Annotated in this window: 6 protein-coding genes; 4 read left to right on the forward strand and 2 right to left on the reverse strand. The window is 73.2% G+C overall.

Annotated elements, in window-relative coordinates; genetic code table 11:
* The first annotated feature begins 14 nt into the window (after positions 1-14).
* Positions 15-908: a phosphorothioated DNA-binding restriction endonuclease gene (locus RIN80_RS25915; protein WP_309098075.1), complete on the forward strand. Its 894-nt coding sequence runs from the start codon at positions 15-17 to the stop codon at positions 906-908.
* Positions 909-947: 39 nt separating this feature from the next.
* Here RIN80_RS25915 and RIN80_RS25920 read toward each other — a convergent pair whose 3' ends face one another.
* Positions 948-1,676, reverse strand: coding sequence for a MerR family transcriptional regulator (locus RIN80_RS25920; RefSeq protein WP_309098070.1), 729 nt, complete (start codon positions 1,674-1,676; stop codon positions 948-950).
* Between the two features lie 81 nt (positions 1,677-1,757).
* On the opposite strand from RIN80_RS25920, the gene uvrA reads away from it, so the two are divergent.
* Both uvrA and RIN80_RS25930 read left to right on the forward strand, forming a co-directional pair.
* Positions 1,758-4,205, forward strand: coding sequence for an excinuclease ABC subunit UvrA (uvrA, locus tag RIN80_RS25925; RefSeq protein ID WP_309098071.1), 2,448 nt, complete (start codon positions 1,758-1,760; stop codon positions 4,203-4,205).
* Between the two features lie 75 nt (positions 4,206-4,280).
* Entirely contained in the window at positions 4,281-4,676 is a 396-nt protein-coding gene (locus RIN80_RS25930) for a DUF6281 family protein (protein ID WP_309098072.1), read from the forward strand.
* Between the two features lie 14 nt (positions 4,677-4,690).
* Here the strand turns inward: RIN80_RS25930 and RIN80_RS25935 are convergent, their stop codons facing one another.
* Complete coding sequence (locus RIN80_RS25935; protein WP_309098073.1) at positions 4,691-5,299, reverse strand: hypothetical protein; 609 nt, start codon at positions 5,297-5,299, stop codon at positions 4,691-4,693.
* Between the two features lie 105 nt (positions 5,300-5,404).
* Here RIN80_RS25935 and RIN80_RS25940 point away from each other — a divergent pair.
* Positions 5,405-5,663: helix-turn-helix transcriptional regulator (locus RIN80_RS25940; protein WP_309098074.1), on the forward strand; the 259-nt coding region annotated here is incomplete at its 3' end.

Genomic DNA, 5,663 nt, shown 5'->3' on the forward strand with positions numbered 1-5,663 from the left:
TACGATCAACCGCCATGGACTGGCTGGAGCGAATAGCGGCGCTGAGGCAGTGGGCGAGGAACGGGGCCCGCGCTCCGCACAAGCCGTTGCTGCTGCTGTACGCCCTGGGCCGGTTCCAGGAGGACGCCGACGCCGGATTGCCGTACACCGCGGTGGAGCGCGACCTGCAGCGCCTGCTGAGCGAGTACGGTCCGCCCCACAAGACGACTCCCGCCTACCCGTTCCACCACCTCACCAGCGACGGTGTCTGGGAAGTGCGTACCGACCGCGGACCCGGCAGCCCCGGCAGCGGGGTGCGCGACCTCCGGGAGTCGGGCGCCACCGGGCGGCTCACCCCGGAGCTGGCAGCCGCGCTGCGGCGTGAACCGGACCTGCTCGGCAGGATCGCGCGCCTGCTGCTCGATCTGCACTTCCCGCCCTCCCTGCACGGGGAACTGTGCGAAGCCGTCGGCCTGGACCTGGAGCCGATGGAGGCCGAGCTCGCCTCGCCGGCGCGCAGGCGGCGGGATCGGCGGATGAGGGAACTGGTCCTGACCGCCTACGAGTACCGGTGCGCCTTCTGCGGATACGACGGCAGGATCGGCGCGGTACCGGTCGGTCTTGAGGCCGCTCACGTGCGGTGGTGGGCGTTCGGCGGACCCGACGAGGTCGAGAACGGGCTGTGCCTGTGCTCGCTGCACCACAAGCTGTTCGACAAGGGCGTCCTCGGTGTGGGGGACGATCACCGCATCCTGGTCTCGCAGCGCTTCGTCGGTCACAGCCCCGCCGCCCGCGACCACGTCATAGCGCTCGCGGGCCGCCCGCTCGTCGGGCCACAACCCGGCGCGAACCCGGTGGCCGCGGAACACCGCGACTGGCATGCCCAGCAGGTCTTCCACGGCGATCCACGCCCCGCCGCGGCCGTCTGACCTCGGTCCTACAGCCCCCCCCGTGCGGTGGTGGCCCGGTCAGGCGCCCCCGGAGCCGGTCAGTCCGTCCAGGTAGTCGTGCAACGCCCCCGCCCCCTCGATCATCCCCCGGCTGCGGGTCGTCAGGGTCTCGCCACGGGTCGTGATCGCCGTGCGGAGGGCCTGCGTGCTGCCCTCCCTGCGCAGGTCGTCCAGGACCGGCCTGATCTGGTCGAACAGGTAGTGGCTGCGGCGCAGGGTGTGGACCAGGCGGGCGTCGCGGACGTCGGCGGGTGCGTAGACGCGGTAGCCCGTGCCGCGCTCGCGGGACGGGGTGAGCAGCCCGGCGCTCTCCCACACCCGCAGCGCGGACGTGCGGACGCCCAGCAGTGCGGCCACCTCGCCGATGCGCAGGCCGCCGGAGCGGGGGAGCGGGGCCGGGGGTTCCAGGGCGAGCAGTTCCAGGGCCTCGCTCGCCGCCCGCAGGGATGCCCGTTCCTCGTGCAGCGCGGCGTGCGCGGCGTCGACCAGGGCGAGGGCGCCCGGCACGTTCCCGTCGTGGACCGCGCGCATGATCGCCGTCGCCGTCACCGGGCCGTAGCCCCGCAGCATGGTCCGGTACGCCCGCAGCGCGCGGCGGTGCACGTTGCCGAAGACGCGGTAGCCGGACGGGGTGCGCGCGGCCGGCGGGAGCACCCCGGCGTCCTCGTAGTTGCGGATCTGCTGCGTCGAGACACCGGCCAGGCGGGCCAGGTCGACGGGGCGCAGACGGCGTTCGTCTTTCGTCATCGATTTGAAGCTTACGACAAGGACAGTGGCCTCAGATGAGCGAAAGTCTCAACACCGCACTTCAATGGAACACTTGAAGGAATGGACTCCTGCATTCATGTCACCGGTGCGCGTCTGAACAACCTCAAGAACGTCTCCCTGTCCTTGCCGAAGAACAAGCTGGTCGTCATGACCGGCCTGTCCGGCTCCGGCAAGTCCACCCTCGCCTTCGACACCCTCCACCAGGAGGGCCAGCGGCAGTACCTGGAGTCGCTGGGCATGGTCACCGGCTTCGTGAGCAAACCCGCCGTCGACTCGATCACCGGCCTGTCCCCGTCCATCAGCGTCGACCAGCACCACACCAACCGCAGTCCCCGCTCCACGGTCGGCACGGTCACCGAGGTCTTCACCTATCTGCGCCTGCTGTGGTCGCGCATCGGCGTACGGCCCTGCCCGGGCTGCGGTCAGGACATCCCGCCCGCGTACGCCGACGGCACCGAACCCGACGAGGACGCCGAGCCCGAGCAGCGGCCCTGCCCGCACTGCGGCCACCTCGTACCCGACCTCGTCATGGGTTCCTTCTCCTTCAACAAGCCCGCCGGCGCCTGCCCGGCCTGCACCGGCCTGGGCGAGGTGATCCGGCCCGACGCGCGGCGCCTGGTCGACGGCACCAAGTCGGTCGCCGGGGGCGGAGTGCGGGGCTGGAACGCGAAGTTCACCGAGTGGAGTCTGACCCAGCTGCGGGCCGCCGCCGGGCACTACGGCTTCACCTTCGACCCGGACCGCCCGATCGACGAACTGAGCCAGCCAGAACGGGACTTGCTGCTCCATGGCGTCGAAAGCCCCGAGTTCCGGAGGCACTTCCCCGGCGCCGAACCGCCGAAGACCGTGGCGGCCGGCCGGTTCGAGGGCGTCGCGACGGCGCTGCTGCGCCGCTACACCGACCGCGCCGACGACCCCGAGTACCGCGAACGGGCCGAGCGGCAGGGCCTGGTGAAGCAGCCCTGCGCGGAGTGCGGCGGGACCCGGCTGCGGGCGGAGAGCCGGGCGGTGACCGTGCACGGCCTCGGCATCACCGAGGCCGCCCGGCTTCCCCTCACCGACCTCGCCACCTGGCTCGCCGGGCTGCGCGAGCGGGCCGCCGGGGACGAGTGGCTGCTCGTCGAGCCGGTCGTCGCCGACCTGGAGGAGCGGGTGCGGCGCCTGGTGGACGTCGGCGTCGGCTACCTCACCCTCGCCCAGGCCACGCCCAGCCTCTCCGCCGGGGAGACGCAGCGGCTGCGCCTGGCCGCCCTGCTCGGCTCCGGCCTCACCGGCGTCCTCTACGTCCTCGACGAGCCGACCATCGGCCTGCACCCCTCGGACACCGCCCGCCTGATCGACGTCCTGCGCCGCCTGCGCGATCTCGGCAACACGGTGCTGGTCATCGAGCACGACCTGGAGGTGCTGCGCGCCGCGGACCACGTGGTCGACGTCGGCCCGGGCGCGGGCCGGGACGGCGGCCGGATCGTGGCGGCGGGCACGCCGCGGGAGGTCGCCCAGACCGAGGGTTCGGTGACCGGCGCGTACCTGTCGGGCCGGCTCCCCGCACCCCGGTCCCGCGCACGCGGTGACGGAGACACGGCCGTCGTGATCCGCGGGGCCCGGGCCCACAACCTCAAGGACCTCACCGTCCGGATCCCGCTGCGCCGCCTGGTGACGGTCACGGGCCCGTCCGGCTCCGGCAAGTCGACGCTGCTGCTGGACATCCTCGGCCGGGCCGCCCGACGGCACTTCGACCGGGCCGGCGAGCATCCCGCCGAGCACGACGGTGTCGACGGCTGGGAGCACCTGTCCAAGGCCGTCCTCATCGACCAGGAGCCCATCAGCCGCCTCCCGCGCTCCAACGCGGCCACCTACTCGGACGTCTTCACCCCGATCCGCGAGGTCTTCGCCGCCCGCAGCCGGGGCGCCCTCACCGCCGGGCACTTCTCCTTCAACGTGCCCGGGGGCCGCTGCGAACGCTGCGAGGGCGCGGGCGTCCTCACCGTGCGCATGCACTTCCTGCCCGCGGTGCAGGTGCGCTGCCCCACCTGCAAGGGCCGCCGCTTCCGGCCGGAGGTGCTGTCCGTGCGCCACGAGGGCCACGACATCGCCGAGGTGCTCGCGGCGACGGTGGACGAGGCGCTGACCGTGTTCGCGGACGTCCCGGCCGTCGCGACCCGGCTGCGCCGCATGGCGGACGTCGGCCTCGGCTACCTGCCGCTCGGCCAGCCCGCCCCCACCCTCTCCGGCGGCGAGGCCCAGCGCCTGAAACTCGCGAAGGAACTGGGCCGGCGCACCACGGGCCGCGTCCTGTACCTCCTCGACGAACCGACGACGGGCCTGCACTCGGCCGACACCGCCCGCCTCCTCGGCGTCCTCCAACGGCTCGTCGACGCCGGGCACTCGGTCGTCACCATCGAGCACAACACCGACGTCGTCCAGGCCTCCGACTGGCTGATCGACCTCGGCCCGGTGGGCGGGACGGGCGGCGGGCGGCTCGTGGCGCAGGGGCCGCCCGGGAACTGAACGTTTCCCGGGTTCCCGCACGTCTTCGTCGCGTATCCGACGTGCGGGAGCGCGGCTCCCGGAGGAGGCGTACCGGTGAAGCCGTCGTCCCTGTCGTGGGCCCTGCCGGTGACGGCCGTCGTCGTCCTCCTGAGCACGGGCTGCGCGCCCTCGTCCCCGGACGACGGGGCGCAGCCCGAGGCTTCCTGCGCCTACGTCGTCGAGTACGACGGCCGCACCTACCTCGGCGGGACGGAGACCTCCGTGCCCCTGGGACGGCCGCTCGGCCCCGCCACCGTCCCGGCCTGCGACGACACACCCGGCGACGGCGACGGGGAGGGCCCGGTCCTGACGACCGCGTTCGCGGTGCGCGGCGTGGACCCCGCTGTCGCGGTCGCGGTCGCCGAGGGCACCGACGCCCACCGCCTCGTCGTCGCGTCGCACGTCGAGGACCTTCCCCCCGGGCTGCGGAAACCGACCGGCCGCCCCTGAGCCAGGGCCGGTTCTCAGCCGCCCTGCCGCTCCAGCACCGCGTAGTCGGCGAAGCTGCGGCGGTAGCGCAGGTGCCGGGTCTCCTGGGTGTGCCTGCGCTGCCACTCCTCCACCTCGCCGGGCGCCGCGCACGGACCCGAACTCGCCCCGCAGTCCGCGTCCTCGCCGGAGACGCAGTACGCCTGGTACTCGGGCAGGGCGGACGCGTCCTGCACGATCGTGTACGGCACGTACCGGAAGACGCGGCGTCCCGCCGACTCCCCGCCGTGCTCCTCGCGTTGGTGCTTGCGCAGCAGGACGTTCGCGTCCGTCACGCCGCTCGCGTCGAACGCCGCCCGTGCCCTGTCCCGCCGGACCGACAGCTCCTCGCACGCCGCGCACCCCCGCACCGGCAGCGGAGGCCGGTTCGGATCAGCCGACAGCCCTTCCCGGGAACGGTCGTTGACCGCGCGCACGCCCGCGCTGAGCCGTTCCTCCGGTGTCGCCTCCCGGATCCGCGCCGGGTCCGCCTGCCACTCCCGGCCGCCGCCGACCGGGCGCAGCATCACATACGGGCCGGTCCTGTCCTGGTACGCGCCGACCCTGTTCGTCTGCGGGTCGAAGACGAGCGTTCCCGGTTCCATTCCGTGCACCTCCGTCACTCTGGGTGTATCGAGCGTTGCGCACGGGAATGGCTCGCTTCAATGCTTGACGTGTGACACCGGCGCACTGTCACGGAGGGGGATGCCGTGGGCCGACGCAATGGCGCAGCGGAGTCGGGGGCGAGCACGGCCGCCGTGTTCGGGGAGGTGCTGCGGCACTTCCGCGAGGCGGCACTGCTCACGCAGGAGGGTCTTGCCCGGCAGATCCCGTGCGACCGCTCGCACGTGGCCCGGGTGGAGGCCGGTACGAGGGTGCCGCAGGAGTCTTTCGCCAAGGCGTGCGACGAACTTCTCGGGACGGGTGGGGTGTTGGCGCGGCTGTGGGCCAGGATCGACTGGTATCCGC

The organism is Streptomyces sp., from assembly GCF_031181705.1.
Taxonomy (GTDB): Bacteria; Actinomycetota; Actinomycetes; order Streptomycetales; family Streptomycetaceae; genus Streptomyces.